This is a genomic window from Devosia sp. (genome assembly GCF_036563435.1).
Taxonomy (GTDB): domain Bacteria; phylum Pseudomonadota; class Alphaproteobacteria; order Rhizobiales; family Devosiaceae; genus Devosia.
In genome coordinates this window covers 391,007-413,934 of the sequence record NZ_DATCMJ010000014.1, presented here as the reverse complement: position 1 = coordinate 413,934, position 22,928 = coordinate 391,007, and the positions used below count along the sequence as shown (strand labels likewise).

Sequence of the window (22,928 nt, the reverse complement as noted above, 5' to 3'; positions counted from 1 at the left end):
TTTGCCCAAAGCGCTCTAGGAGCAATCCATGTTTGACGGTCTCGTGTTGCTCGGCCAGGGCATAGGGCATTTCCTCACCCCCGCTTCGCTGTTCAACGTGGTGTGGGCGACCCTGCTTGGCCTCGTCGTCGGCATTCTGCCCGGGTTGACGGCCACGATGGGCGTGGCGCTCCTTGTGACGCTGACCTACAAGATGACGCCCGATCAGGCGATCCTGACGTTGATGTGCGTCTATCTAGGCTCGATCTATGGCGGGTCGCGCACGGCGATCCTGCTCAACATCCCGGGGACCCCGGCCAATGCCGCGGCAACGCTGGATGGGCATCCTTTGGCGCAACAAGGCAGGGCCGGGCTCGCCATGGGGCTGGCGACCACCTCGTCGACCCTGGGCACCATGGTCGGCATCTTCTTCCTGGCCATCATTGCGCCGGTTCTCTCCGAAGCCGCATTGAAATTCGGCTCCTATGAATTCTTCTGGCTGGCTCTGTTCGGCGTGGTGATTTCCGGGCAGATGAGCGGCAGCGATACCCCGCTCAAGGGCTATATCGCTGGCATTCTGGGGCTTCTCGTTGCCATGATCGGCATGGAAACGCTCCATGCCCACCAGCGCTTCACCTTCGGCATGCCGGCGCTGGGTGGCGGAGTGGACCTGATCCCGGCCATGGTCGGCGCCTTCGGCCTGGCGGAAATTCTCTCCGCCATGAAGCGCAAGGCGGTGACGCAGATCGCGGAGGTCAACGACCGCGTGGTGCCGACCTTCCGCGAGATCTTTCAATACTGGCGCACCATTATCCGCTCGGGGATCATCGGCACCTTTGTCGGCATCATTCCCGGCGTGGGCGAGGATGTGGGCTCCTGGACGTCCTATGCTGCAGCCAAGCGGGCCAGCAAGCATCCCGAAGAGTTCGGCAAGGGTTCGCAGGAAGGGCTGATCGCCGCGGAAACCGGCGACAATGCCGTTGTCTCGGCCGCCATGATCCCGACGCTGACGCTGGCTTTGCCGGGTTCGGCGGCCGCAGCGGTCCTGATCGCGGCCATGTATATCCACGGCATCCGGCCGGGCCCCATGCTGATGGTGGAGAATCCTGTCTTTCTCTACCAGGTCGTGGCCATGCTGGTGCTGGCGACGCTGGCCAACCTCATCTTCGGCCTGTCGCTGACCAAGCTCTTCATTAAGGTGCTGTCGGTGCCGCGCGAACGGCTGATGGCGGTGATCTACGTGCTTTGCGTGGTGGGCTCCTTTGCCATCACCCAGCGCATGTTCGACGTCTATGTGATGCTGATCTTTGGCGTCGTCGGCTTCATCCTGCGCGAAATGAAGTATCCGATGGCGCCGCTGGTGCTCGGCATTGTTCTCGGCGATCTCCTCGATCTCAATCTCCGCCGCGGCTTGCAGCTGACCAATGGCGATCCGAGCCCGTTCTTTACCCGTCCGATCAGCGCTGTTATCTGCCTGATCGTTCTTCTCACCATTCTCCTTTCCATTCCGGCAGTATCCAGGCGTGTCAGATCCCTCTTCCACCGCAACGGCACCGGCGCGCCAGCCCAAGGCTGAGGCGCCGCCCAAGCGGACGCGCAATTCGGAAAAGACCAAGGCCGCCATTCTCGTGGCGGGGCGGGCAGAGTTTGCCGAGCGCGGCTTCGAGGGCGCGCGGGTGGATGCCATCGCGGCCTTGGCGGGTGCCAATAAAAGGCTGCTCTATCACTATTTCGGCAACAAGGAGGACCTCTACCGGGCCGTGTTGCTGGATGCCTACCAGGAAATCCGGCGGGGCGAGCGCGCGCTCAGCCTCGACCAGTTCGGACCTGTCGATGCGATGGACCGGCTGGTGCGCTTCACCTTCCGCCACTTCCTCGCCAATCCCTGGTTTCCGCGTCTCCTTGGCACCGAGAACATCGAAAACGCGCGTTTTCTCAAGACTTTGCCCGATATACAGGCGCTCCACTCCCCGCTTGTGGGGCAGATCAAGACCATTGTCGACCGCGGCGCCGACGCCGGCATCTTCCGGCGCGACGTGGACCCGGTGCAGCTCTATATTTCCATCGCGGCGCTGGGCTTTTTCTATGTGTCCAACATGGCGACCCTGTCGGTGATCTTTGCCCGCGACCTCAGCCGCATCGACATGGTGCAGGAGCGGGAGGGACAGGCCGTGCAGATGGTGCTCGACTACCTCCGCACCAAGCCGCTTTAGCTATCCATCTGCGCACAAACTGCTGTCACTGTGTTGACACCGTGCACGCCCCTTGCGAGGCTCCTTCCATACAAGACGTGCAGAGGTCGCTTGACAGAGGCCGCCGTCTGACACACTCTTGTAACCAGTTGGTTATTTAGCGGCGGGGAGGCTGCTGGAGACCCTGCCGCGCAGACCGGCAAATCGTATCCATGGGAGGACAATCATGACGTTCCGTATCGACCGCCGTTCGTTTCTTTTGGGCAGCACGGCGCTGCTTGCTGCCGGCGCCGCCGGCATCAACGCGGCCTGGGCGCAGGCCAGCAGTCTCCGCCTGATCTTCTGGGGTGGCCAGCCGCGCGCCGACCGCACCTATGCCGTCACCGACCTCTACAAGGAAGCCAAGGGCACCGATGTCCAGGGCGAATTCCTCGCCTGGAACGATTACTGGGCCAAGCTTGCGACGCAGACCGCCGGCGGCAATGCGCCCGACGTCATCCAGATGGACTACCGCTATATCGTTGAATACGCCAACCGCAACGCCATCGCGCCGCTGGACGACTATGTCGGCACCCAGCTCCAGCTCGCCGATTTCGACCAGGACCAGCTCGAAGGCGGCAAGGTCAACGGCAAGCTCTACGGCATTTCGCTCGGCGCCAATTCGGTGGCCATGCTGGTCAACACCACGGCCTTCGAGGAAGCCGGCGTCACCCCGCCGACCAACGACTGGACCTTTGACGACCTTCGCACCATGGGCGAAGCCTTCAAGGCCGCCAACATCCGCGGCGGCATGAAGCTGATCGCCGACGGCTCCTATTCCGAGCCGATGCTCAACAACTGGATCCGCCAGAAGGGCAAGGAACTCTATACCGCCGACGGCCAGCTCGGCCTCGACGAAGCCGACATGACCGAGTGGTTCCAGCTCTGGAACGGCCTGCGCGAAGCCGGCATCTGCGTGTCGGCGGACGAACAGGCGCTCGATACGGGTCCTCTGGAATCGACCATGATCGTTTCGGGCAAGGCCGCGATGATCCCGGCCAATTCTAACCAGCTGGTGGCCTTCCAGGCCCTGATGCAGGACAAGATCGACATGGTCGGCTATCCGCGCATCGCGGCAGGCCAGGGCGGCGGTCACTTCCGCAAGCCGTCGATGTTCTTCTCGGTTGCCGGCTCGTCCGCCAACAAGGAAGCGGCGGCCGAATTCATCAACTTCTTCATCTCGGACCCGGAAGCAGCCAAGGTCCTCGACGTGGAACGCGGCATTCCTTGCCTTCCGGCCATGCGCGACGTTGTGGCGCCGCTGCTCAACGAGCAGAACCAGATCGCGCTCAACTTCGTGTCCAACCTGGGCGACCTGCTTGGGCCGCTCCCGCCGCCGCCGCCGGCCGCTGCCGGTGAAATCGACCTGTCTCTGCTTCGCACCGTGGGCCAGGAAGTCGGTTTCGGCGCACGCTCGGCCGAAGACGGCGCGGCCTATTTCGTGGCTGAAGCCAAGGCAATCCTCGAACGCGCCGCCTGATCGGCAAGCCTTCTGCACTCCCCGGGAGGTGGCCATGCGCCACCTCCCGCCCCACTAGGAGTACCGCCCGACCATGGCCATGAGCACCACGACATTGGGGGCGTCCGAACACGACGCGTCCACGCGACCTTCCTTCTGGTCCCGCCTCTGGCAGAACGACGCGCCGGGCTACCTCTTCCTCCTGCCCTGGCTGATCGGCTTCTTCGGCCTGACCATCGGCCCGATCATCTCGTCCTTCTATCTTAGCTTCACCGACTTCGACCTCCTGACCAGCCCGGAATGGGTTGGGGCCAACAACTACATCCGCATGTTCACCAATGACCCCAAATTCTGGGCGTCCATGCGCGTGACCATGATGTTCGTCATCTTCTCGGTGCCGCTCAAGCTTGCCTTTGCCCTCGGGGTGGCGCTCCTGCTTAACCGCGGCATGCGCGGCCTGCCGCTTTATCGCGCGCTGTTCTACCTGCCGTCGCTGCTGGGCGCCTCGGTCGCCATCGCCATCCTCTGGCAGCAGATCTTTGCCCGTGACGGGCTGGTCAACGACTTCCTGGCCATCTTCGGCATCGTTGGACCGAGCTGGATCTCGACCCCGCAATATTCACTCTGGACAATCATCATCCTCGCCGTCTGGCAGTTCGGCTCGCCAATGATCATTTTCCTCGCCGGGCTCCGCCAGATCCCGCAGGACATGTATGAGGCAGCCTCGCTCGACGGCGCCGGCCGCTGGCGCCAGTTCCGCAAGATCACGCTGCCGCTGCTGACGCCGGTGGTCTTCTTCAACGCCATCATCCAGACCATCGAGGCCTTCAAGAGCTTCACGCCCGCCTTCATCATCTCGGGCGGTACCGGCAATCCGATCAACTCGACGCTGTTCTATACGCTCTACCTCTACCAGGAGGCCTTCGGCTTCTTTCGCATGGGCTATGCCTCGGCGCTGGCCTGGGTGTTGCTGGCCCTGGTGGGCCTCTTCACGGCCTTCTCCTTCCTCACGTCGAAATACTGGGTGCACTACGATGACTGATGCTCCCGCCAAGCTGACCGTCGTCGGCGAACGCCGCCTGTCGCCCACGCAGCGGCGCCTCCTCTCGGTTCTGGCCCATGCCGCCCTGCTCGCGGTGTCGGTGCTGATGCTTTATCCGCTCCTCTGGATGCTGGCCGCCTCCGTCCGTCCGGAAAACGAGATCTTCACCTCGGCCAGCATCTGGCCGTCGGAATGGAGCCTTGACGCCTATGTGCGCGGCTGGAACGGCTTGCGGACGAGCTTTGGCGTCTTCTTCACCAACTCGTTCATCATCTCGATCCTGAGTGTTTGCGGCAATGTGCTGGCCTGTTCCATGGCGGCCTTCGCCTTTGCCCGCCTGAACTTTCGAGGCAAGAACTTCTGGTTTGCCATGATGCTGATGACGCTCATGCTGCCCTACCAGGTGACGCTGATCCCCCAATATGTGCTGTTCCTCAAGCTCGGCTGGGTCAATACCTTCCTGCCGCTGGTCGTGCCCAAGTTCCTCGCCGCCGACGGCTTCTTCATCTTCCTGATGGTGCAGTTCTTCCGCGGCCTGCCGCGCGAGCTCGACGAGGCCGCGCAGATGGACGGCTGCTCGCCCTGGCGCATCTACTGGAAGATCATCATGCCGCTCTCCATGCCCGTGCTGGCGACGGCTGCGATCTTTACCTTCATCTGGACCTGGGACGATTTCTTCGGCCCGCTGATCTATCTCAGCGAAATGAAGAGCTACACGGTGATGCTGGGCCTGCGCACCTTCACCGACTCCACCGGCGAAAGCGACTATGGCGCCCTCTTTGCCATGAGCGTCCTTAGCCTTGTGCCGATCTTCCTGTTCTTCCTGTTCTTCCAGCGGCTGCTTATCGAAGGCATCGCGACGACGGGGATGAAGCGGTGATCCACCGGTCATCCAGTCTGCTCTCCCTCCCCCTTGCGGGGAGGGTAGCGACGCTAGGCCCGCAGGGCCGTAGCAGAGCTGGGGTGGGGGGCGTTCAAGGCCAAACCCATCGACCCCCACCCCCAACCCCTCCCCGCAAGGGGGAGGGGAGCCGAACATCCAGTTTCCCGCAGGGACGACCATGACCATCCACTTCGCCGCCATCGGCATCAATCACAGTCATATCTACGGCCAGGTCGATTGCCTGCTTGATGCCGAGGCGCAGTTCACCGCCTTTTACGCCGTCGAGGATGACCTGGCTTCAGCCTTCGGCGCCAAGTATCCGCAGGCCAGGCGCGTCAACGATCCGCGCGCGATCCTTGAAGACCCCGCCATCGCTGTCATCCTGACGTCGGCCATTCCCGCCGATCGCGCCGCCATTTCCATTGCCGCCATGCAGCACGGTAAGGACGTACTGACCGACAAACCCGGCATGACGACCTTTGCCCAGCTCGATGAGCTCAAGCGCGTGCAGCGGGAAACCGGACGCATCTATTCGGTGCTCTATTCCGAGCATTTCGAGGTGCGCGCCACGGTGGAGGCGGGCAACCTTATCGCGCAGGGGGCCATCGGCAAGGTCATCAATACGGTGGGTCTTGGCCCCCATGCCATCCGCAACAACCAGCGCCCGGACTGGTTCTTTGATCGCCAGCGCTATGGCGGCATCCTTTGCGATATCGCCTCGCACCAGTTCGAGCAGTTCCTGTTCTTTTCCGATGCGATGGATGCCGAGGTGGTATCCGCCACCGTCGCCAACCGCGGCAATCCCGACCGGCCGGGCCTGCAGGATGTGGGCGATGTCCACCTCCGTACCGCCGAAACCTCGGGCTATATTCGTGTCGACTGGTTCACGCCCGAAGGCTTGCCCACCTGGGGCGACGGGCGGCTGACGATCCTGGGCACCGAGGGCTATATCGAGCTGCGCAAATATATCGACATTGCCGGGCGGCCGGGCACCGATCACCTGTTCATCGTCAACAAGGACGGCCCGCGCCATATCGACTGCTCTGCAGTGGACCGGCCCTTCGGCCGGCAGTTCCTCGACGACGTGCGCAACCGCACCGAAACGGCCATGCCGCAGGAGCGGTGCTTCAACGCCATGAAGCTGGCGCTGACCGCACAGCAGCTGGCCGAACAGGGAACGGAGTGGGCGCAATGAAAAAGGTCTTCAACGTTGCCGTGATCGGAGTCGGCATCGGCCGCTCCCACATCGTCGAGGGCTATCTGCCCAACAGCGACGGGTTCAAGGTCAAGGCGCTCTGCGACCTCAACCGCGAGCGCATGGCGCCGATTGCCGAGGAATTCGATGTCGAGCGGCAGGTCACCGATTTCGACGACGTCCTCCGCATGGACGACATCGACATCATCGACATCTGCACGCCCCCCATGCTGCACCATCCCATGGTGATGGCCGCGCTCAAGGCGGGCAAGCATGTGATTTGCGAGAAGCCGCTGGTCGGCTCGCTGTCGCAAGTCGACGAGGTGATGGCCGAAGAAAAGCGGAGCCGCGGCATGCTGATGCCGGTGTTCCAGTATCGCTTCGGCGACGGCATCGCGCAGGCCAAGGCGATCATCGATGCCGGCATCGCCGGCAAGCCCTATATCGGCACGGTTGAAACGCTGTGGGAGCGCGGCCCTGACTACTACGCCGTGCCGTGGCGCGGCAAATGGGCCACGGAGCTGGGCGGCGTGTTGATGACCCACGCCATCCACCAGCACGACCTTTTCACCTACCTTATGGGTGACGTTAAGCGCCTGTTCGGCCGCGTCGCCACCCGCGTCAACGCCATCGAAGTGGAGGACTGCGTCACCGCCAGCCTTGAACTCGAGAATGGCGCCCTGGGGAGCTTTACCGCCACCCTAGGATCGGCAGGCAACATGACGCGACTGCGCTTCGCCTTCGAAAATGTGAGCTTCGAGAGCGACCACGCCGCCTATAATCCCGGCGACAAGCCGTGGACCATCACGGCGCGCAATACTGAAACGCAACAAAAGATCGATGCGCTACTGGAAAACTGGGAGCATATCCCGTCGCGCTTCCAGACCCAGATGGCGCGCTTCCACGATGCGCTGGTGGGCAAGGCGCCATTGCCGGTTACCAGCGCGGATTCGCGCCGCGCGCTCGAGATCGTCACGGCCTTCTACCATTCGTCGACCACGCACCAGGACGTGGCCCTGCCCATTCAAACCGACCACCCGCGCTACCAGAGCTGGGTGCCGCCGCAGTTTCAGACGGCATAGGAGTTCTTCATGGCGACCAACATCCAGCTCCGCAAGCTCATCAAAGCCTATGGCGATGTCGAGGTCATCCACAGCATCGATCTCGATATCGATCCGGGTGAGTTCACCGTCTTTGTCGGCCCCTCGGGCTGCGGCAAGTCCACCCTGCTGCGCATGATTGCCGGGCTGGAACCCATCACGGGTGGCGACCTGCTGATCGACGGGCAGCGCATGAACGATGTGCCCGCCGCGCGGCGCGGCATCGCCATGGTGTTCCAGTCCTATGCGCTCTACCCGCATATGTCGGTCTACCAGAACCTGGCCTTCGGGCTTGAAACGGCCAAGGCGCCCAAGGAAGAGATCAAGCGGCGGGTGCAACGCGCCGCCGAAATCCTCCAGATCGTGCCGCTGCTGCAGCGCAAGCCCAAGCAGCTTTCCGGCGGGCAAAGGCAGCGCGTCGCCATCGGCCGCGCCATCGTGCGCGAGCCCAAGATCTTCCTCTTCGACGAGCCCTTGTCCAACCTCGATGCCGAGCTGCGCGTGCAGATGCGCGTCGAGATCGCCAAGCTCCACAACGACCTCGGCAATACCATGATCTATGTAACGCACGATCAGGTGGAAGCCATGACCATGGCCGACAAGATCGTGGTGCTGCGCTTAGGCGTGATCGAGCAGGCTGGCGCGCCGCTCGAGCTCTACAACAATCCGCGCAACCTCTTCGTGGCCGGCTTCATCGGCTCGCCCAAGATGAACTTCCTCCAGGCGGGCGAACAGCCAGGCGGCCTTGCCGTGGCCGGTCTCACCCTGCCGCTCAGCCGCACCATCGCTGGCGCCAGGACGCTGGGCGTGCGGCCCGAACACATCACGCTGCAGGAAGGCACCGGCATCAAGCTGGCCGAGGTACGGGTGGACCTGGTGGAAAACCTCGGCGGCCAGACTGTGGTTTATGCGACCACCAGCGACGGGCAGGCGCTCAACATCGTCCTCGAAGGCCAGCGCCACGTGGAGTTGGGCTCCATGGTCACCGCCTATGCCGACCCGGCGCGGCTGCATCTGTTCGACGCGGAAGGCAACGCGATCTAGTTGAATACCCGCCGGCAGCGGAACTGGCCGAATTCCACCCAGCCGGTGGCGACGACCTCGCCGCGGAAGCTGGCCCAGCATTCGTCGAGCGAAATGGGCGCACCGGCTCCGGTGAGGAGAACGGCATTGCCATGGCGGACGGCCGTGGCCTGCTGCGGGTCGAGGCGGATTTCGGGCAGGTCGGCAAAGCCGGCAGCCACCGGCTTGAGCAAAGCGTCGCGCGCCTCCAGCGCCAGCGCTTCGAGCTGGTCGATGGTCACGGCATCCCCGTCATGGAAGGGCCCGACGGCGGCGCGATGGAGGGTCGCCACATGGCCGCGTGTGCCGAGCGCCTCGGCAATGTCGCGGGCCAGCGAGCGCACATAGGTGCCCTTGCCGCAGGTGACTTCGAGCACCGACTGCTCGGCGCCGTGTTCGAGCAGGACGATATCGTCCACGTCGATCTCGCGCGGGGGCAGGTCCACCGCTTCCCCGGCACGGGCGAGGTCATAGGCGCGTTCGCCATCGATCTTGAGGGCGGAAAAGATCGGCGGTCGCTGCAGGATCGTGCCAATGAACTGCGGCAGCACAGCCTCCAGGGCTTCGCGCTCGGGCCGCACATCGGAGCGGGCGATCACCTCGCCCTCGCGGTCATCGGTGGTGGTGGCGCTGCCCCAGCTGATGGCAAAGCGATAGCGCTTTTCCCCGTCCTGCACCTGCGGCACCGCCTTGGTGGCTTCGCCCAGGGCAATGGGGAGGATGCCGGTGGCCAGCGGGTCGAGCGTGCCGGCATGGCCCGCTTTGGCGGCGCCAAACAGCCAGCGCACCTTGCCCACGGCCTGGGTGGAGGTCATCTCATAGGGCTTGTTGAGCACCACCCAGCCGGCAATGGCGCGCTTCAGTCGCTTGGGCTGGTTCACGCGTCGTCGCCGTCCTCGTCATCAAGGTCGCGCTGCACCTTTTCGGAACGCAGCAGCGCGTCGATGCGGCTGGCTTCCTCGAAGGTGTCGTCGACATAGAAGCGGATTTCGGGGGCGTATTTCATGTTGATCTGCGGCGCCACGCGGCCGCGGATGAACTTGCGGTGGCGGTTGAGCGCCGCCACGACTTCCTCGGCATGGAGGCCGCCCAGGGGCATCACATAGGCATTGGCGATCTTGAGATCGGGCGTCATGCGCACTTCGGGCACGGTGATCACCGAGCCGCGCAGCGCGTCGTCCTCGACATCGCCACGGGCAAACATGGCGGCAAGCGCATGGCGCACCAGTTCGCCGACGCGCAACATGCGCTGCGAAGGGCCGGTCGGTTTGTTGTCTTTGCTCATTGGAGGCAAATAGGCCGTCCCTGCCGCGCCGTCAATCGGCCGGGATCAGGGGCGGGGACTGCTGCGCCCGCCATGGAGGCTCTCGGGCAGCACCCGGTGCGGCGGCTGGTGCCCGTCCATGAAGGCGCGGATATTGACGATCACCGTCTCCCCCATCTCGACGCGCGCCTCCAGCGTCGCCGAAGCCATGTGGGCGGTGAGGACGATGCGGTTGCTTTCCGCCAGCGCCAGGAGGCGCGCATCGATGCCGTTGCGGTTCTCGAACACGTCCAGCGCGGCGCCGCTCAGGTGGCCGCACTCGATCTGGTCCAGCAGCGCCGTCTCGTCCAGAAGCTCGGGACGGCTGACATTGACCACGAAGCTCCCCGCCTTCATGCGGCGCAGCCGATCGGCCGAAAGAATGTGGAAGGTTTCGCGCGTATGTGGCGTATGGAGCGAGACGATATCCACCGCCTCGATCATCTGGTCGAGATCGGCCCAATAGGTGGCCTCGAGCGGCATCTCGACCGCCAGCGGCCGCTGGTTGCGGGAAAAATAATGAATCTGAAGCCCGAAGGCCTTGGCGCGGTGCGCGACGGCGGTGCCGATACGCCCCATGCCGACAATGCCGAGGGCCTTGCCGCGCAGGCGATGGCCGAGCATCGAGGTCGGGGACCAGCCGGCCCAGGCGCCATCGCGCACCAGCATCTGCGTGCCCTCGACCAGCCGGCGCGGCAAGGCCAGCATCAGGGCCATGGCCATGTCGGCCGTATCCTCGGTCAGGACCGAGGGCGTATTGGTCACCGTCAATCCCGCGGCCCAGGCCGCCTCGACGTCGATATTGTCCACACCATTGCCGAACTGGGCGATCAGCCGCACGCTCTTCGGCAGGCGCGCAATCAGCTCGGCATCGATGCGGTCGGTGATGGACGAGACCAGCACATCCTTGCCCCCCAACCCCTCGAGAATGTCCTCGCCTGTCAGCGTGATGTCGCCCTCGTTCACATGGGTATCGAACAGCGTCGCCATGCGCGTCTCGATGGTCTCAGGCAGGCGCCTGGTCACGAGGATTTGGGGTTTCTGGCTGGGCATATGTTCCGGAACAGAGCGGCGCGGGGCTTGGGGAAAACGCCATCCTTCAGCGCCCATTAATGATCATTGACTAGTGATAGGGCAATTCCATTTCCCTGCAAAGTCAAGTTTGACGAGACTGTGACGCCTAGACTCCTCCGCCATTGCTTCGGCCTGCTTACTCTCCTCGCGCTGCTCGTGGCGGCGCTGGTGCCGCCCGCCCTTGCCCAGGCCAACAATCCGAGCGGCCTGCCGCTGCCGCGCTTTGCCTCGACCCGCTCGGAGCCGATCAACGTGCGCGTGGGCCCGGGCGAGCGCTATGACATCGCCTGGACCTATCTCAAATCGGGCATACCGGTCGAAATCTTCCAGGAGTTCGATACCTGGCGCAAGATTCGCGACGCCGATGGCGAGGAGGGCTGGATCCACCAGAACCTGCTGACCGGCACGCGCGCCGCCTATGTGACGCCCATCATCGCCAATGGCGAAGTGCCCCTGCTGGCCGACCAGTCCGAGGGCGCGGCAGTGCGCGCCCGCCTGGGGCCGGGCCTCAAGGTCACCGTCAAGCAATGCGACGGCACCTGGTGCGAAGTCAGCGCCAGCGGCCCGGGCCAGCGCAACACCTATTCGGGCTACCTGCACCAGGACGAACTCTGGGGCGTGTATCCGGACGAGGTGTTCGACTAGGGCGGGCGTGCCCGTGTCATGGTGAGGCGGGCGCGTAGCGACCATCGAACCACGCGGCCGTGGCAGCAATTCATGCCACCCACAGCGTCATCCCCGCGAAGGCGGGGATCCCCCTTCCTTTGACGGCCACTGCAAAAGGGAGATTCCCGCCTTCGCGGGAATGACGCGGTGGCTAGTCGATCCCTACCCCAACTCCGCCCAGGCATTGGCGGTCTGCCGCGCCACGCGCACCTCGTTGTCCTGCTTGGGGCAGCTGGCGCAGAGGCGGTCGGGGTCGATGCGGTAGTCGAGGCAGCAGCCCTTGCGCTTGACGATCAGCAGCCGCTCGCCGGCCGGGCCGGCGACAGGCTCCAGCATGCCCTGCCCCGTGAGCTCCAGCGCCGCCAGCCATAGCGCCGCATAGCGCTCGATGGTTTCGCTGGAAAGGTCGCGCCGGTGCTGGCTGAGCCAGACCATCAGGCTCAGCATGCGATCGGCAAGCAGGCGCCGCGCCGGTAGGGGTTTGAGCCGCAGCTCGCGATTGACCTCTTCAAGCATGGTCGCGGTCATGGCCTTGATCTGCTGGCTTGCCTCTTCGATCAACGCCTCGGTCTCGCCCGTAATCGGCTTGCCCGCCGCTAGGCGATAGCCATCCACATAGATGCCGCGCCGCTTCTGGCTCAGCTGCGTTAGGTCAGGCACCGCCCCTTCAAAATGAACGGAGATCACGGCCAGGTAGGCTGGTTGCCAGATGAGGTTGGTCCAGAGTCGCACGGCATAGAAGGCGGCTCCCGCCTTTGAGCAGGTCGTGCGCAGTGCCCCATGCAATTCGGCAAGGAAGGCGCCATTGTCGCCGCCGGGCCGATAATCCTCCTGCCGAGCGCTGCCGGGCTCGCCCTTCATGAAGCCGGTGACCCGGGCCGCCGTTGCGATCAGCCGCGTGGTGGCGGCGTCGCCGGAATCTTGCGCGAAAAGAAAGGAGCGGGCCATGCCGCCTTCTAGCCTTCTGCCCTGCGCAAGGAAAGCGCTCGTAAATCCCGCTTGACGCAATCCTATAGTGTGCTACATCACTACTACACTACTAAGGCATGAGACATGGATGACTTCCACTCCAGCCAGCCGATCTTTGTACAGATCCGGCAGAGGCTCACCGAAATGATCCTGCGGGGAGCGGTGGGCGAAGGCGAGGCTCTGCCGTCGGTCCGCCAGATCGCGGCCGAACTATCGGTCAATCCGCTGACCGTCACCAAGGCCTTCGAGGCCCTGGTCGATGTCGGCGTCATCGAAAAACGAAGGGGGCTGGGCATGTTTGTGAAAACCGGGGCGCGCACGCAATTGCTGGCGCATGAGCGCGACAAGTTCCTGCGCGAGGACTGGCCGCGCATCGCCGCCCAGATCCGGGCGCTCGAGCTCGACCTCAAGACGCTGCTTTCCCCTCCTTCGAACGGCCAGGAGCCGAGCCATGACTGACCTTTCCGCCTCCGACACCTCCGCCCTGGCGCCCATCGTTTCGGCACGCGGCCTGCGCAAGAAGTTCGGCCGCAAGGAAATCCTCCACGGGCTCGACTTCGACATCCCGCCGGGCCGCATCTATGGGCTGATCGGCCACAATGGCGCCGGCAAGACCACGACGCTCAACGCCATGCTGGGCCTGACCTCTTGCGAGGGCACGATCCGCGTCCTGGGCGAGGATCCCTTCGCCAAGCGCGCCAAGCTCATGGAAAACGTTGCCTTCATCTCCGACGTGGCGAGCCTGCCGCGCTTTCTGCGGGTCCGCGAGCTCTTCGCGCTGCTGAGCAACATCCATCCCAACTTCTCGCAGGACAAGGCCCGCGCCTTCCTCGAGGGCACCGACATCAAGCCCGAGATGAAGGTCAAGCACCTGAGCAAGGGCATGATCGCCCAGCTGCACCTGGCGGTGGTCATGGCCATCGATGCCAAGCTCCTCGTGCTCGACGAGCCGACGCTTGGCCTCGACATCACCTATCGCAAGCGCTTCTACCGGCGGCTGCTGGAAGACTACATGACCGAGGAGCGGACGCTGCTGATCACCACCCACCAGGTGGACGAGATCGAGTTCATGCTGTCCGACATCATGTTCATCCGCGACGGCGAGCTGATCCTCCACATGCAGATGGAGACGGTGAACGACAAGTTCACCCAGCTGGTGGTCAACGAGCCCGAACTGCAGGCCGAGGCGCGCCGGCACAACCCGGTCTACGAGGAAACCCGCTTCGGACAGACGGTGATGATCTTTGACGGCGTCGACCGTGCCCTGCTCGAGCCCTATGGCCGGCTTTCCACCCCCACGCTCAGCGACCTCTTCGTCGCGCTGATGCAGCGACCCACCGCCAATGCGGAGACCACGCGATGAAGGCCTTCTTCGCGCTCGTTCATCGCGAGCTCATCGAACACAAGGGCGCGTTCCTCTTCGGCCCGCTGATCCTCGTCGCCATAATCCTGGGCGTCACCATCCTCGCCTTCACCGTGGGCCGGGTGGATACGCGTATCACCGGGGACATGCTCAATGTCCTTCCGCTGGCCATTCCCTTCTGGGGTTCGTTGTTCCTTGGCGTCTCCTGGGGGCTCTATCTCCTGGCCGTGCTCTTTTTCTACTGCGCCGACGGCTTCGCCGCCGACAAGCGCAACAATGCCATGCTGTTCTGGAAATCGATGCCGGTCAGCGACTTCAAGGTGCTGCTGTCCAAGCTCGCCGCTGCGGTCACGGTCTTGCCCGGCGCCGTCTTTGCCGTTGTGCTGCTCAGCACCGTTCTGATGCTGGCCACCGCACAGGTCACCATGCTGGTCAGCGGCATCCCGACCGGCTTCGGCTTAGCCGGGCTTTGGGAAGTGTTCTGGAACGTCGCCCTGATCGAGCTGGTGCAGCTGGTGGCGGGGCTCCTCTGGTACCTGCCCTTCATGGCGCTCGTGGGCGCCATGGCGACGGTGGTCGGCCGCTGGGCCATTCCGGGTTCGCTGCTCCTGCCGGCCCTCGCCTCGACGCTGGAATGGGTGACGCTGGGGGGCCTTCATCCCTTTGCCACCCGCACCTGGGATTACCTGACCTATCGCGCGCAGATGCCGGAATCGCGGCTGGTGGACAGCTGGATTGCCGGCAATCCGCTCCAGGTCGACGTGTCCTCGGGCCTTGCCTATGCCGCCGACCTCGCCAGCGTCATCGACTGGCCGCAGGTGGCGATCGGCGTGGTCTTCGCGCTGGTAGTGCTTTATGCCGCCAGCGAATATCGCCGGCGCGTCAACGACAACTAACCTCAGCTGCGATCCAGCACTGCCGGCACCGGCTGGAACGGCCCTGCGCCGGTCACCTGGCGGCCCAGCAGGGCCGTTTCCGCCGCAATGATGGTGCAGGTCAGCCCCGTGGGCGCGAAGTCGAAGCTGACCGTGGCGCCCAGGTCGGCCGCCAGCGCCCGCTCGATCATGCGCGAGCCGAAGCCCTTTTCCGATGGCGGGGTCACGGCGGGCCCGCCACTTTCGCGCCAGGTCAGGATCAGCTTGTGCCCTTCGGTCAGCGCCCAGCCGATATCGACACGGCCGCCCTCGCTGGTCAGCGCGCCATATTTGCTGGCATTGGTGCAGAGCTCGTGCAGCGCCATGGCCAGCGACAGCGCCGCCTTGGCATGCAGCTCCACCTCCGGCCCCGCCAGGGAGAAGCGCTGCTGCTCGACGCCATAAAAGGGCGTAACCGCCGTGCGCACCACCGCCTCGACCGAAGCGCTCTCGCTCTTTTGCGCCGTCAGGAGCTTATGCGCATCGGCCATAACCGACAGGCGCCCATAGAAGGCATCGAGCGCATCCCTGGGCAGGTTGGCATTGCGAAAGCTCTGCCGCGCCACCGCTTGGACGGTGGCAAGCAGGTTCTTGATGCGGTGATCGAGTTCGCGCGCCAGGAGGTCACGGTGCTGCTCGGCCTCCTGCTGCGCTGCCTGCCTTTGTTCGAGTTCGTCGAGGAGCTCGTCGATGGCATGTCCCACCTGGTGGAACTCGGCGGGGCCGGGCTGCATGCCGGTGCGCGCCGTCTGGTCACCCTGCCGCCACGCCTTGATGGTCTGGAGCAGCCGCAGCACCGGCAGCCGGATGAAGCGCCGCCCGAAGCTCAAGGCCAGCAGCAGCGCGAGCAAGCCGCCTACGCCCGCCAGCAGAAGGCTGCGGATGGAGGATTCGTTGACCGTCGCCATGGCGTCGGCCACGCCCGTGCCGGCACTGACGTAAAGGCCGAGCGGCTTGCTTGCCGGTTGATAGCCGAGAACCCGCTCCGTGCCGTCCTGGCTCACGACCTGCATGGTGCCCGACTCGGTGCCCTGGACGCGCGGCAAGAAGGCTTCGGGCACGCGGGTGCCGACCAAATCCTCTGGAAACGGCTCGCGCGCCAGGATCACGCCATTGCGGTCGGCAATGGTCAGGGCACTGCCCTGCGGGAAGGAGCGTTCCTTGAGCATGCCCCCGAGATAATCGAGGCCAACGGCCGCAATGACGTAACCAGTGATCATCCCCGAGTCATCGGTTCTTCGCGTGCCCATGAGCAGGGCGGGACCAGCACTAAGTTCGGAATATTCTCCGACAGCGAAAAACCTCTCCGCCAGTGCCGCGCGCACACTGGCGCTCAGCTCGGGAGCAAGGTCCCCGGGTGCGGCCCGGTTGGCACAGAGCGAGCGACCGTCAATGTCGGTGATATCGATCAGGGTCAGTTGCGGAAGAGCGCTGGTCAGGTGGTTGAGATAGGTCGCGCATTCGCTGCCCGGTCCGAGCTCGACCGGCGCGCTGGCCACGGCCACCATCAGCGCGCCCGCGCCGGTCAGCAGGCGCTCCATTTCCAGCGACGCCAGTTCGCTCATGCGCAAGGCGTAGTCGTGGATTTCGGCGATCCGGGTGCGGCGCAGCGATAGTTCGTTGAAGCCCAGAATGGCCAGCGACGGCAACAAGGCCACCGCCGTCAGCAGCAGCAGCCTCTGGCTCAGCGACAGCCCCGGCGCCTTCATGCCCCCTCCCAGAGGTTAACCCACGCGGTTAAAACACATTTCCAGATTACCTGCCGCCGCGCCAGCCTATTCTGTGCTTGACCCGGAAGTGGGTTGCGACGCTGCTGACACATCCTGACATGCAGGCCGCCGAAGAGCGCGCTCCATTCCAAGGAGACCGCCCATGGCAAAGATCGTCGGCTATATCGCCGCCAGCCTCGACCTCTTTATCGCAGACCGCGACGACAAACTCGACTGGCTGTTCCGCTACAACGACATGGATTTCGGCGAGCACCACTATGACCGCTTCATCGAGACGGTCGACACGGTGGTCATGGGCCGCGCCACCTATGGCTGGCTAGTCGAGAACGGCGCGCCCTGGGCCTATGGGGACAAGCGTGTCTTTGTCGTCACCTCCTCGCCCATCGAGGCGCCACTCGGGCCGTTGACCACCACCGGCAATGTCGACGCGCTAATCCGGCAACTGCGCGAGGACCCGGGCGGCCCCGTCTGGATGCTCGGCGGCGCGCGCCTCCAGATGACCTTCATGGAACGCGGCGCCCTCGACGAAATCGAGATCTACCTCATGCCCGAACTCCTGGGCGGCGGCACGCCCCTCTTCCCCCCAACCGGCTTCCGCGCCTCACCGACCTTGATTTCGGCCAAGGCGATGGACCGCGGCTGCGTCCGGCTGCACTACCGGTTTGGATAGGTGAAGGCGTAGCCGGATGCGAAGAGGCTGGCCACGTGAAGGCCAGCCCATCCGCGTTGCATCAGAGAACTAGAACGAGCCCTTCAGGCTCACCTTGAGAGCGCCGCTCAGAAGGTCGGCACCCGATGCGTTGACCGAGCTACCCAGCGGGGCACCGGTCGGGATGCTGAAATAGTTGGTGTTGGAGCGCCCCAGAAAGATCCGATCCATCTTTGCGCTCAGCACCACATCGAGGTTGTCGGAAATCTTGCGCGTTGCGCTTCCAGACAGTCCCACCAGCGGTGCCATATAGACGTCTTCGGCAAAGCGCAGGTCACGCAGCCAGTGATCGTCGGTGGCCTTGGCACTGAAAGTGACGCCGACTTTGGCACCAAAATCGAACACCCAGTCGCCCCGGTCGAAAATGGCATTCACGCCGGTGACCAAGGCCGGAAATTGCTGGCGGTAGGTGATCGCCCGGCCTGGAGGGAAGTTGCCCGAGACATTGCGGAAGCCGCCAACGCTATAGATGGCCGAGCCGCCGCTGGCTGTCCACTGCACGTCCGTATATTCCAAGCCGCCGCGCAACTGGATCGTCGTGCCACTTTCCAGCTTCACCTTGTAGGCGGCATGCAGGGAGCCGTTGAAGTACCAGTCGAGGTTGGTGTTGGGGTGCTTGGACTGGTGCGTCCAGTTGTTCATGTTTGGCGGGCCGACCAGGTAAGCTGGAAACCAGTCATAGTCTTCCATGTAGCTGTCGCCCGACACGGCGACTGCAGCATCGGCAATGATCGACCAATCCTCAGGCAACTCGACGTCGAGGGATGCGCTCAGCAGCGGTGCCGCAGATTGCCAGATCAACAGGCTGAGGTAGTCGGACCCGCCGCTGCTGGAGAAGACATATTCTCGGCTTTCGATCGCCAGAACGCCGAGGCCGCCACTGAGCGTCACCGACTTGTCGGCATTTTGGAAGGTTGTTTCCTGGGCCTGCAATGCAGCAGGGGACAAGAGTGCTGCGGTCAGCAGCGCGACAAGTTGAAATTTCACGAAAACCCCCAGAAGCATTCAAGCGAAGCGTGTGCCTAGAAGTGAAGCATCATGGTAAACAAAGGGTTTTAACTGCAACTTATTTGCGTTCTGTGGAGCAGTATTCTTGGGCGTTTAAATATTTTATCTTTGGTCCAGATATAAAGGACGTTCCAAAGCCTTAGCGCTCAAGGTCCTCGTCGCGCGGGTGGACGCCATAGGCCGCATAGGCGGTCTGCATGCGTTCGTCCTCGCTGCGATCGGGAAATAGGCCGTAGCTCGGCGCCCAGATGCGGTTGATCTTGCTGACCGTCACTTCGATCACATGGCGGATGGGAAAGTCGGGCCCCGCGATTGAAGCCAGCCGCGCGGCGCCTTCCTGGAAGTCCGGCGCGTCGGGCAGGCCGATGCGGGCGGTGCCATAGAGCTTGAAGCCGCGCTGGCGGAACACATCCACGAAACTCACGCAGACCTTTGGATGCGCGCGCAGATTGGCGACACTGCGCGGCGAGGCGATGTCGGCGATGACCAGCCTTTCATCCCCGAGCGGCGCGAAGATTTCCTTGGGCGAAACATTGGGCATGCCATCGGCGTCGACGCTGGCCAGCCAGCAGAGGACGGCATTGTCGATATCGGTTCTCACCGCCTGATTGATCACCATCTGGCTCCACACCTCGTGCCTCCCTTTCGCTCATGACGGGCATGGGCATCGGTGGCAAGCCAAAAGCGAGGTCTCAGGGCTCCCCATTGCCATGCGCCGCTGCGAGGAGTGCCCTTCTGCTTTCGGCGTCGAGCGCGCGCCAGTCGAGGCCGCGCAAGCCCGCTTCCATGGCGTAAAGGGCAATGGCGGTGACGGCGCGCCCGAAGCGGAACTTCAAGCGCCAGTAGGCCGCGACCGAACCGACCCGGCGCAGTTCGGCGGCTGTCTCGATGCCGATTTCGGCCAGCATACGCGCAGTGGCCGGACCCAGGTTGCGGACGGATTCGATCCTGTCTGGGTCCTGTCCCTTTCGGTCCGCGCCAGGGCTCAGGTGTGGGTCACGCGACATCTGGAATTCCGACGATCAAGCAGGCAGGCTGCTAGCCCGGCAGAATGACAGCCCTTGTCAGCAGCTTCCATGCTCAGAGCTCATTGCTCCAGGCGGCAGTGAACTCCTCACCGCAGGCGAAGAAGGTCAATGCGGTTCGCTGGACGAGTGGCCGGCAAATGCCAGAACATGTCCACGATAGATGCTGCGCTGGCAAACCAGGTGCAGGATCGCCGGCAGGTCGTCTGCCGAAGCACCCGATGCATACATTACCGCTTGTGCGACGCCGTGAACGGAAACAACGGCGTGCGGACTGCTGGTTGCCTGCAAGTTTTCGGCGATCGCGTCATCGATGGTGCGAGCAAGCCCGGGCGTGACTTCAATCATGGTAGCCTCCAGATCTGAGTCTGGTCTGGCAGGAAACCGGGGCCCCGGCATTTGCAAAGGTTAAGATCGCAAAAACTGCTGCTGAATATTTCAGTCCGCACCGAAACAGCGGGCGCCTATGGTGCTGCCACCTCGGCGGGTGGAATCCGGAGATAGGTTGCTTCGAATTCGCCGATATCGGCCAACCGGTCCCAGTCGGTGATGGTGATCAGGTCGCGCTCCCAGCGGATGACCTGTTCGCCCCGCAGCATCTTCACCACCCGGTTCGTATGCACGGGAGAGAGGGCCAGGCATTCGCTCAGCAGCAGCTGGGTCAGCGGCATGTGGAAACTGCCGTCTTCAGTGCGGCCGATCTGCTCCATGCGACGGTAGAGCTCGCAGATGAGATGGGCGAGGTGCTGATGCGCCAGAAGGCTGCCCAGCCCGATGGACCAGCGACGGTGGGTCGCCCCGTCGATCAAGGTGTTGAGCCAGAACAGGCGGGACAATCTCGGTTGCGTATCGAAGATCACGCCCAGCACGTCGTGGGGAACCATGGCGACCTTGCAGGTGGTCAGCGCCACGATGCTGTGGTCCATGGGCTTCATCAGGTAGCAATGGAGGTCGACAAAGTCGCCGGGCACATGCAGCGACGTGATCTGCCGGGCCCCTTCGCGGGTGATGTTGTACCGGCCGGCAAAGCCGCCGAGCAGCAGCGTGCTGTGATCGGGCGAGGACCCCTCCGATACCATGTCGGCGCCGGTCGCAATCTCGCGCACCCCGGACACTGCAGCGTCCAGTACCTGCCGCTCCTCGGCAGAGAGGGGACCATAGTTTTCAAGCTTGGCGATAAGGGGTCGAACCGTGTTGGAAGTCATGATGCTCCTCCCGTTGGGGCAAGAGCAATCGCGCTTCTCTCAGCCGTTCGCGCCCTGGCAAAGCCTTGCGAACGATGACCTACGTTAAACCCATCAACATCGATAAGCCACAACATAGATTAGGAGCAGGCACATTCCCGCCTGCCGGAGTATTCTCCTCAAAAGGATTGCTTATGCCCCGCTTTTACTTCGATGTGGACGACGGCAGGATGATCGTCGAGGACGACGAGGGGTCCGAATTACCGGACCTCCCTGCGGCCGAGTCAGAAGCACGGCAGGCACTCGGGGACCTGGCCCGCGATATCCTGCGTGTCTCGACACCTGCGCCCATCCTCTCCATCAACATCAGAGATCATCTGGGAAAGCAGCTGCTGAGCGTCAGCCTGACCTATTCGGTTGCGCCCGCGCCCGCGTGACCTTGCGGTGTGCCATGGTCTGCAGCGGCTATCAGCTCCCCGGCCGGTCTTCGTTCGAAGAGGTCATGGCTGCGAGGAACTCCGGCGAGGCGACGCGGCGCGAGAGGGCCCGAAGCTCTTGTGCGGTACCTTCTCCGAGCGCCGCATCCATGCGGGCATTCACAGTGGTCCACAACGTATACATCTGCTGCGTCTGCTTCATGCCCTGTGGCGTCAGCACCGCACGTTTGGTGCGCCGGTCGTCTGCATCGGCATGAATTTCCACCACCCCATCGCGCACCAAGGGCTTGAGCGCATGGGTCAAGGCCGAGATCTGGATCGACAGGCGCCTCGCGAGGGTCTGCAAGGACGGCCCCTTGCCACTGGGCGCGCCGCCGAGTTCATCGATCCGGGACACCACCATGGCCTGCGCCGAGGTCAGGCCACTGGGCGCAATGGCATCGTCATAGATCTGCGTCAGCTGCCGCGACGCCTGGCGCAGTGCCGTATGCGTGCAGTTGAGCTGATCATAGGGTTCCACGCTGTCTGCTGCGACCGTCGGATCGACTGCCATCTTGACCTCCTCCCGCAAAATAGTTGAGTACATCACCATTGACAAGGCCGCGCCCCTTCTCCAATTAGTTGAGCACTCAACTAAAGGAGCTGATCATGTCCTCTTCCAAGACTGCCCTCATCACCGGCGCCTCCTCCGGCATCGGCGCTGTTTATGCCGAGCGCCTGGCTGCCCGCGGCTATAATCTGGTTCTCGTCGCCCGCCGCGCCGACCGCCTGGCCAGCCTCGCCGAAAAGCTGGGGCAGGCCCGGTCCGCCTCAGTGCGCACCATCGCCGCCGACCTCACGGCTGAGGCGGATATTGCGCAGATCGAGCATGTGCTGCGTCAGGAATCGATTGACCTCCTTGTCAACAATGCCGGCATGGGGCCCAGCGCCTCGACCAGCGACATGTCCGACGCGGACGCGGCGGCGACCCTGACGCTCAACGTCGCCGCCTTGATGCGCCTCACCCGCGCCGCCCTTCCCGGCATGCGGGCCCGCAAGTTGGGTGCGATCGTCAATGTCGCCTCGGTCCTTGCCTTCCATGCCCTGCCTTTGACATCGCTCTACAGCGCCACCAAGGCCTTCGTGCTCACCTTCAGCCGTGGCGTCCAGCAGGAGGTGAAGGCGGACGGTGTCCTTGTTCAGGCGGTCTTGCCGGCCGGGACAATCACCGAATTCTATGAGTCTGCCGGCCTCTCCATCGACGACTTCGACCCGCGCGTGTTCATGAGTGCCGAGCAGCTGGTAGACGCAGCACTTTCCGGCCTCGACCGGGGCGAAGACGTGACCCTTCCTTCGGTACACGACCTGAACCTCTGGGCGGACTATGACGCAGCGCGCCAGAGGCTTTTTGCCGGCACGCAGAATGGCTCCCCGGCCCCGCGCTACGCAACTGCATGATCTTCGTGCCGCCATTGGGCGGCACATCTTCGCCCGCATCGGAAGGGCTGCTTTCCAGGTCTGAGCGGTTCAATGTGCCTGCTGGGAGCCAGGCAGCGGCCAAATCCTCTCTGCACAACTGCAACCTTTGCCTTCCAGAACCATTCCAGGGCAGCTGT

26 protein-coding genes are annotated in these 22,928 nt (G+C 63.7%); 15 read left to right on the top strand and 11 right to left on the bottom strand.

The annotated features are described in order from the left end of the window. Positions 1-28 precede the first annotated feature (28 nt). From VIL88_RS10305 to VIL88_RS10270, 8 genes are all read left to right on the top strand, one after another. On the top strand, positions 29-1,555 hold the full coding sequence (locus tag VIL88_RS10305; protein WP_331988430.1) for a tripartite tricarboxylate transporter permease: 1,527 nt from the start codon (positions 29-31) through the stop codon (positions 1,553-1,555). Beyond that, on the top strand, positions 1,503-2,192 hold the full coding sequence (locus VIL88_RS10300) for a TetR/AcrR family transcriptional regulator (protein ID WP_331988428.1): 690 nt from the start codon (positions 1,503-1,505) through the stop codon (positions 2,190-2,192). The genes VIL88_RS10305 and VIL88_RS10300 overlap by 53 nt, the downstream gene beginning before the upstream one ends. Positions 2,193-2,397: 205 nt before the next feature. Further along, positions 2,398-3,690 (top strand): ABC transporter substrate-binding protein, encoded by a 1,293-nt coding sequence (locus tag VIL88_RS10295; protein WP_331988426.1) that lies wholly within the window; start codon positions 2,398-2,400, stop codon positions 3,688-3,690. Positions 3,691-3,769: 79 nt separating this feature from the next. Beyond that, entirely contained in the window at positions 3,770-4,711 is a 942-nt protein-coding gene (locus VIL88_RS10290) for a sugar ABC transporter permease (RefSeq protein WP_331988666.1), read from the top strand. Next, positions 4,704-5,591 (top strand): carbohydrate ABC transporter permease, encoded by an 888-nt coding sequence (locus VIL88_RS10285; RefSeq protein ID WP_331988424.1) that lies wholly within the window; start codon positions 4,704-4,706, stop codon positions 5,589-5,591. Before VIL88_RS10290 ends, VIL88_RS10285 begins: the two co-directional genes overlap by 8 nt. A gap of 181 nt (positions 5,592-5,772) precedes the next feature. Beyond that, positions 5,773-6,789: a Gfo/Idh/MocA family oxidoreductase gene (locus tag VIL88_RS10280; protein ID WP_331988422.1), complete on the top strand. Its 1,017-nt coding sequence runs from the start codon at positions 5,773-5,775 to the stop codon at positions 6,787-6,789. Further along, entirely contained in the window at positions 6,786-7,871 is a 1,086-nt protein-coding gene (locus VIL88_RS10275; RefSeq protein ID WP_331988420.1) for a Gfo/Idh/MocA family oxidoreductase, read from the top strand. The genes VIL88_RS10280 and VIL88_RS10275 overlap by 4 nt, the downstream gene beginning before the upstream one ends. Before the next feature lie 9 nt (positions 7,872-7,880). Further along, positions 7,881-8,933 carry a sn-glycerol-3-phosphate ABC transporter ATP-binding protein UgpC gene (locus tag VIL88_RS10270; RefSeq protein ID WP_331988418.1) on the top strand — a complete coding sequence of 351 codons (1,053 nt, stop codon included), beginning with the start codon at positions 7,881-7,883 and terminating at the stop codon, positions 8,931-8,933. On the opposite strand, the gene truB is transcribed toward VIL88_RS10270, so the two are convergent. The 3 genes from truB to VIL88_RS10255 are packed head-to-tail and all read right to left on the bottom strand — an operon-like array spanning position 8,930 to position 11,307. Next, on the bottom strand, positions 8,930-9,832 hold the full coding sequence (gene truB, locus VIL88_RS10265; RefSeq protein WP_331988416.1) for a tRNA pseudouridine(55) synthase TruB: 903 nt from the start codon (positions 9,830-9,832) through the stop codon (positions 8,930-8,932). The two genes, VIL88_RS10270 and truB, sit on opposite strands and share 4 nt — an antisense overlap. Further along, complete coding sequence (gene rbfA / locus VIL88_RS10260; protein ID WP_331988414.1) at positions 9,829-10,236, bottom strand: 30S ribosome-binding factor RbfA; 408 nt, start codon at positions 10,234-10,236, stop codon at positions 9,829-9,831. Before rbfA ends, truB begins: the two co-directional genes overlap by 4 nt. Before the next feature lie 45 nt (positions 10,237-10,281). Next, positions 10,282-11,307: a D-glycerate dehydrogenase gene (locus tag VIL88_RS10255; RefSeq protein WP_331988412.1), complete on the bottom strand. Its 1,026-nt coding sequence runs from the start codon at positions 11,305-11,307 to the stop codon at positions 10,282-10,284. 120 nt (positions 11,308-11,427) lie between these two features. Here VIL88_RS10255 and VIL88_RS10250 point away from each other — a divergent pair, with 120 nt between their 5' ends. Beyond that, on the top strand, positions 11,428-11,973 hold the full coding sequence (locus VIL88_RS10250; RefSeq protein ID WP_331988409.1) for an SH3 domain-containing protein: 546 nt from the start codon (positions 11,428-11,430) through the stop codon (positions 11,971-11,973). A gap of 183 nt (positions 11,974-12,156) precedes the next feature. On the opposite strand, the gene VIL88_RS10245 is transcribed toward VIL88_RS10250, so the two are convergent. Next, entirely contained in the window at positions 12,157-12,942 is a 786-nt protein-coding gene (locus VIL88_RS10245) for a siderophore ferric iron reductase (RefSeq protein ID WP_331988407.1), read from the bottom strand. A 105-nt stretch (positions 12,943-13,047) separates the two neighbouring features. On the opposite strand from VIL88_RS10245, the gene VIL88_RS10240 reads away from it, so the two are divergent. From VIL88_RS10240 to VIL88_RS10230, 3 genes are read left to right on the top strand one after another with little or no spacing between them, the layout of a single operon-like run. Next, entirely contained in the window at positions 13,048-13,422 is a 375-nt protein-coding gene (locus VIL88_RS10240; protein WP_331988405.1) for a GntR family transcriptional regulator, read from the top strand. Further along, positions 13,415-14,326, top strand: coding sequence for an ABC transporter ATP-binding protein (locus tag VIL88_RS10235; RefSeq protein ID WP_331988403.1), 912 nt, complete (start codon positions 13,415-13,417; stop codon positions 14,324-14,326). The genes VIL88_RS10240 and VIL88_RS10235 overlap by 8 nt, the downstream gene beginning before the upstream one ends. Then, positions 14,323-15,222, top strand: a complete 900-nt coding sequence (locus VIL88_RS10230) for a hypothetical protein (protein WP_331988401.1) — start codon at positions 14,323-14,325, stop codon at positions 15,220-15,222. The genes VIL88_RS10235 and VIL88_RS10230 overlap by 4 nt, the downstream gene beginning before the upstream one ends. A gap of 2 nt (positions 15,223-15,224) precedes the next feature. Here VIL88_RS10230 and VIL88_RS10225 read toward each other — a convergent pair whose 3' ends face one another. Then, positions 15,225-16,949: a sensor histidine kinase gene (locus VIL88_RS10225; RefSeq protein ID WP_331988399.1), complete on the bottom strand. Its 1,725-nt coding sequence runs from the start codon at positions 16,947-16,949 to the stop codon at positions 15,225-15,227. 163 nt (positions 16,950-17,112) lie between these two features. On the opposite strand from VIL88_RS10225, the gene VIL88_RS10220 reads away from it, so the two are divergent. Next, positions 17,113-17,640 (top strand): dihydrofolate reductase family protein, encoded by a 528-nt coding sequence (locus VIL88_RS10220; RefSeq protein ID WP_331988397.1) that lies wholly within the window; start codon positions 17,113-17,115, stop codon positions 17,638-17,640. 69 nt (positions 17,641-17,709) lie between these two features. Here VIL88_RS10220 and VIL88_RS10215 read toward each other — a convergent pair whose 3' ends face one another. The 5 genes from VIL88_RS10215 to VIL88_RS10195 all read right to left on the bottom strand — a co-directional run bounded on the left by VIL88_RS10215 (position 17,710) and on the right by VIL88_RS10195 (position 20,917). Further along, positions 17,710-18,666 (bottom strand): omptin family outer membrane protease, encoded by a 957-nt coding sequence (locus VIL88_RS10215; RefSeq protein ID WP_331988395.1) that lies wholly within the window; start codon positions 18,664-18,666, stop codon positions 17,710-17,712. A 160-nt stretch (positions 18,667-18,826) separates the two neighbouring features. After that, complete coding sequence (locus tag VIL88_RS10210; protein ID WP_331988393.1) at positions 18,827-19,318, bottom strand: pyridoxamine 5'-phosphate oxidase family protein; 492 nt, start codon at positions 19,316-19,318, stop codon at positions 18,827-18,829. Between the two features lie 61 nt (positions 19,319-19,379). Continuing rightward, positions 19,380-19,694, bottom strand: a complete 315-nt coding sequence (locus VIL88_RS10205) for a TfoX/Sxy family DNA transformation protein (RefSeq protein WP_331988391.1) — start codon at positions 19,692-19,694, stop codon at positions 19,380-19,382. Between the two features lie 126 nt (positions 19,695-19,820). Continuing rightward, positions 19,821-20,060 carry a hypothetical protein gene (locus tag VIL88_RS10200; protein WP_331988389.1) on the bottom strand — a complete coding sequence of 80 codons (240 nt, stop codon included), beginning with the start codon at positions 20,058-20,060 and terminating at the stop codon, positions 19,821-19,823. A 116-nt stretch (positions 20,061-20,176) separates the two neighbouring features. Beyond that, a complete protein-coding gene (locus tag VIL88_RS10195; protein WP_331988387.1) occupies positions 20,177-20,917 on the bottom strand; it encodes a Crp/Fnr family transcriptional regulator in 741 nt (246 codons plus the stop codon). A gap of 173 nt (positions 20,918-21,090) precedes the next feature. On the opposite strand from VIL88_RS10195, the gene VIL88_RS10190 reads away from it, so the two are divergent. Continuing rightward, on the top strand, positions 21,091-21,333 hold the full coding sequence (locus VIL88_RS10190; RefSeq protein ID WP_331988385.1) for a DUF6894 family protein: 243 nt from the start codon (positions 21,091-21,093) through the stop codon (positions 21,331-21,333). A gap of 31 nt (positions 21,334-21,364) precedes the next feature. On the opposite strand, the gene VIL88_RS10185 is transcribed toward VIL88_RS10190, so the two are convergent. Then, on the bottom strand, positions 21,365-21,886 hold the full coding sequence (locus VIL88_RS10185; RefSeq protein ID WP_331988383.1) for a MarR family winged helix-turn-helix transcriptional regulator: 522 nt from the start codon (positions 21,884-21,886) through the stop codon (positions 21,365-21,367). A gap of 95 nt (positions 21,887-21,981) precedes the next feature. Here VIL88_RS10185 and VIL88_RS10180 point away from each other — a divergent pair, with 95 nt between their 5' ends. Continuing rightward, on the top strand, positions 21,982-22,770 hold the full coding sequence (locus VIL88_RS10180) for an SDR family oxidoreductase (protein ID WP_331988381.1): 789 nt from the start codon (positions 21,982-21,984) through the stop codon (positions 22,768-22,770). The last annotated feature ends 158 nt before the right edge of the window (positions 22,771-22,928 follow it).

Excerpts from the sequence above, each read along its gene's own strand:
- VIL88_RS10305 (WP_331988430.1), top strand. The coding sequence starts at position 29 with ATGTTTGACGGTCTCGTGTTGCTCGGCCAGGGCATAGGGCATTTCCTC.
- VIL88_RS10295 (WP_331988426.1), top strand. The coding sequence starts at position 2,398 with ATGACGTTCCGTATCGACCGCCGTTCGTTTCTTTTGGGCAGCACGGCG.
- VIL88_RS10290 (WP_331988666.1), top strand. The coding sequence starts at position 3,770 with ATGAGCACCACGACATTGGGGGCGTCCGAACACGACGCGTCCACGCGA.
- VIL88_RS10285 (WP_331988424.1), top strand. The coding sequence starts at position 4,704 with ATGACTGATGCTCCCGCCAAGCTGACCGTCGTCGGCGAACGCCGCCTG.
- VIL88_RS10280 (WP_331988422.1), top strand. The coding sequence starts at position 5,773 with ATGACCATCCACTTCGCCGCCATCGGCATCAATCACAGTCATATCTAC.
- VIL88_RS10275 (WP_331988420.1), top strand. The coding sequence starts at position 6,786 with ATGAAAAAGGTCTTCAACGTTGCCGTGATCGGAGTCGGCATCGGCCGC.
- VIL88_RS10270 (WP_331988418.1), top strand. The coding sequence starts at position 7,881 with ATGGCGACCAACATCCAGCTCCGCAAGCTCATCAAAGCCTATGGCGAT.
- rbfA (WP_331988414.1), bottom strand. The coding sequence starts at position 10,236 with ATGAGCAAAGACAACAAACCGACCGGCCCTTCGCAGCGCATGTTGCGC.
- VIL88_RS10255 (WP_331988412.1), bottom strand. The coding sequence starts at position 11,307 with ATGCCCAGCCAGAAACCCCAAATCCTCGTGACCAGGCGCCTGCCTGAG.
- VIL88_RS10245 (WP_331988407.1), bottom strand. The coding sequence starts at position 12,942 with ATGGCCCGCTCCTTTCTTTTCGCGCAAGATTCCGGCGACGCCGCCACC.
- VIL88_RS10240 (WP_331988405.1), top strand. The coding sequence starts at position 13,048 with ATGGATGACTTCCACTCCAGCCAGCCGATCTTTGTACAGATCCGGCAG.
- VIL88_RS10235 (WP_331988403.1), top strand. The coding sequence starts at position 13,415 with ATGACTGACCTTTCCGCCTCCGACACCTCCGCCCTGGCGCCCATCGTT.
- VIL88_RS10230 (WP_331988401.1), top strand. The coding sequence starts at position 14,323 with ATGAAGGCCTTCTTCGCGCTCGTTCATCGCGAGCTCATCGAACACAAG.
- VIL88_RS10225 (WP_331988399.1), bottom strand. The coding sequence starts at position 16,949 with ATGAAGGCGCCGGGGCTGTCGCTGAGCCAGAGGCTGCTGCTGCTGACG.
- VIL88_RS10220 (WP_331988397.1), top strand. The coding sequence starts at position 17,113 with ATGGCAAAGATCGTCGGCTATATCGCCGCCAGCCTCGACCTCTTTATC.
- VIL88_RS10205 (WP_331988391.1), bottom strand. The coding sequence starts at position 19,694 with ATGTCGCGTGACCCACACCTGAGCCCTGGCGCGGACCGAAAGGGACAG.
- VIL88_RS10200 (WP_331988389.1), bottom strand. The coding sequence starts at position 20,060 with ATGATTGAAGTCACGCCCGGGCTTGCTCGCACCATCGATGACGCGATC.
- VIL88_RS10195 (WP_331988387.1), bottom strand. The coding sequence starts at position 20,917 with ATGACTTCCAACACGGTTCGACCCCTTATCGCCAAGCTTGAAAACTAT.
- VIL88_RS10190 (WP_331988385.1), top strand. The coding sequence starts at position 21,091 with ATGCCCCGCTTTTACTTCGATGTGGACGACGGCAGGATGATCGTCGAG.
- VIL88_RS10185 (WP_331988383.1), bottom strand. The coding sequence starts at position 21,886 with ATGGCAGTCGATCCGACGGTCGCAGCAGACAGCGTGGAACCCTATGAT.
- VIL88_RS10180 (WP_331988381.1), top strand. The coding sequence starts at position 21,982 with ATGTCCTCTTCCAAGACTGCCCTCATCACCGGCGCCTCCTCCGGCATC.